This is a genomic window from Pontibacter sp. HJ8, from assembly GCF_054824225.1.
In genome coordinates this window covers 1-2,499 of sequence record NZ_JSYF01000552.1, presented here as the reverse complement: position 1 = coordinate 2,499, position 2,499 = coordinate 1, and the positions used below count along the sequence as shown (strand labels likewise).

Below are 2,499 nucleotides of genomic sequence, written 5' to 3'. Positions count from 1 at the left end.
TTACCTGGAGCCGGACTATCCTGAAAGGTAACTTCCAAAATATAGTTAAAGCAAACTTACAAAATCTAGAAGCCTTCGAACAGGAATTTGGGCCAGTGCATCTCATCCATGCGCATGTAGGCCACCCGGCTGGTAATATTGCACTCGAAGTAGCCAGGCAAGTCAATAAACCATTCTGCCTGACAGAAAGGATGGGCCCGTTCCCCAGTCCCTACACGACAAACAAGCACAACGTACTGACAGAATTCCATATATTGCCTTACCTAAAGTCTACTGCTAATATAGCTGTCAGTCCATTTCAGATGGAAATGATGCAAAGTCAGGGCATCCCTAATATTCAAACTATACCTGATTTTGCGGATGAGCATTACTTTCAGCCTGCATCCAAATTAAGTAAGGAAGGCAACAACTTTACTTTCTTTACGCTTACAAGACTGGAAGAGGGAAAAGGAGTAGAAGACCTCCTGATAGCATACAAAAAGGTGCTTGAGCACGATGCAACAGTAACCCTTCGGATTGGGGGCACAGGTCAGGAGGCCCAAAACTATAAAGCATTAGGTGAGAGGTTAAAAATTGCAAAAGATGTGCAATGGTTAGGAGATCTCACGCGAGAGCAGGCCCTACAGGAGTATCAGCAATGCGACGCTTTTGTACTACCCAGTTATTATGAATCTTTTGGGATTGTATACATTGAAGCGCTGGCCTGTGGTAAGCCTGTAATTGCTACTCAATGCGGTGGCCCGGAAAGTATAGTGAACCCGGCCAACGGCCTGCTTATAGAAAAAGGAAACACTAAGGCCCTGGCACTTGCCCTACACTACATGCTGGATAATGCGCATACCTATGACCCAAACTTAATTCGCCAGGATTTCCTAAACAGGTTTTCAAAAAAAGCAGTTGTACCGCAGATACTGAACTTGTACAAAGAAATTATTCACCAGACAGCAAACCAAACGTGAAAATAGCCCTGATCGGAGCCGGCAACGTGGCCTGGCATATGGGTAAGGCGCTGCAGCATGCAGGGCATGAGGTGGTAGCCGTATACAGCCCTACAGAGGCGCACCGGCAGGAGCTGGCCCGGCTCCTACCGCCTGCCATACCTGTAGCCTCGCCTGACCTGAGCGCTACTGAAGCAGAACTTATCCTGATAGCTGTACCCGATGCCGTTCTTGCTGCGGTAGCAGGTGCTGTACAGGTCCCGGCCGGAGCCATCGTAGCCCATACCTCCGGATCGCAACCACTTTCCGTACTGCAGCAGATCCCGGGTGCGCGAACTGGTGTTTTCTACCCGCTGCAGACATTTTCCAGATCCAAGCCTGTGCACTTCCAAACCGTTCCTTTGCTGCTGGAGTCGGAGGATGAGCATACGCTGCATACGCTGCAGGCCGTCGCAGCCACTATCTCCCGCGAGGTGCACCTGGTCAACTCAAACAAACGGAAACAACTCCACCTGGCGGCCGTATTTGCCTGCAACTTCACCAACCACCTGCTGGGCATCAGCCGCGAAATATTGCAGCAGGCAGAACTTCCGCCTACCTTGCTGCAACCCCTCATCCAGGAGACAATCGCCAAGGCAGCCCAACAGCCCCCCTTTCAGGTGCAGACCGGGCCTGCGGTGCGCCACGACCAGAATGTGATCGAAGAGCACCTGCACATGCTGCAGGGTCACCCGCTCTACCGGCAGGTATACCAACTGCTCACCAACAGCATACAGCAGCAGCACCCAAAGCAGAATAATAATTCCGCAGAGTAACCTATTCAGACTCCATCCTGCGCTTGTCCGGAGGAGGTATGAATCAACCGGTTTTGATTCGGGGGGCGGGTTTCATAACTTTGCACCGTAAAACCGAAAGAGTCATGAAAATTGTAAATATAACGTTTAAGTTTGTTGACGGCTCACCCGACCAGGTTCTTCCCGCCGTAGAGGGAGAATCGGTGCTGGATGTGGCGCTTAACAATGATATAAAGCTCCAGCACAACTGTGGTGGCGTGTGTGGTTGCAGTACCTGCCATGTATACATAGAGGCTGGCATGGACGACCTGCCGGAGATTTCCGACAAAGAAGAAGACTACATTGACCGCGCCGTGGATCCGCGCATCAACTCCCGACTGGGCTGCCAGTGTGTGTTACAAGGCAATGAGGACATTGTAGTCACGATACCTTCGCAGGACTTTTTAGGACATTGATCCTAAGCTGCAGCACCCCGTAAAATTTCTGGCCAGCCGCAGCTGATGGCCTGACAAATAAATTGTTTAATGATTACTGATCATGGATAACTGAATAAGATATGGATAAGAATTATGAACCGCCGATTCACTGGAGCGACCACGAAGACATAGCCATGGCGCTGTACGAAAAGTTTGGTGATGATTTTAACGAATCAAAAATATACAGAGTCCGCTTTACGGAGCTGCTCGACTGGATCCTGTCGCTGCCCAACTTTGTAGGCAAACGCGAAGAAGCCAACGAAGGGCACCTGGAGCAGATACAGTCTGCCT

Annotated in this window: 4 protein-coding genes; all 4 read left to right on the top strand. The window is 50.2% G+C overall.

What is annotated here, in order from left to right:
- Positions 1-959, top strand: a 959-nt coding sequence (locus OB13_RS19310; protein ID WP_461491822.1) for a glycosyltransferase, incomplete at its 5' end; no start/stop codon positions are given.
- Positions 956-1,753 (top strand): Rossmann-like and DUF2520 domain-containing protein, encoded by a 798-nt coding sequence (locus OB13_RS19305; protein ID WP_461491821.1) that lies wholly within the window; start codon positions 956-958, stop codon positions 1,751-1,753. The genes OB13_RS19310 and OB13_RS19305, both read left to right, overlap by 4 nt.
- Before the next feature lie 104 nt (positions 1,754-1,857).
- The gene (locus OB13_RS19300; RefSeq protein WP_461491820.1) at positions 1,858-2,187 is read left to right on the top strand and encodes a 2Fe-2S iron-sulfur cluster-binding protein; all 330 of its coding nucleotides are present in this window, start codon (positions 1,858-1,860) and stop codon (positions 2,185-2,187) included.
- A 101-nt stretch (positions 2,188-2,288) separates the two neighbouring features.
- Positions 2,289-2,499: Fe-S cluster assembly protein IscX (gene iscX, locus OB13_RS19295; RefSeq protein ID WP_461491819.1), on the top strand; the 211-nt coding region annotated here is incomplete at its 3' end.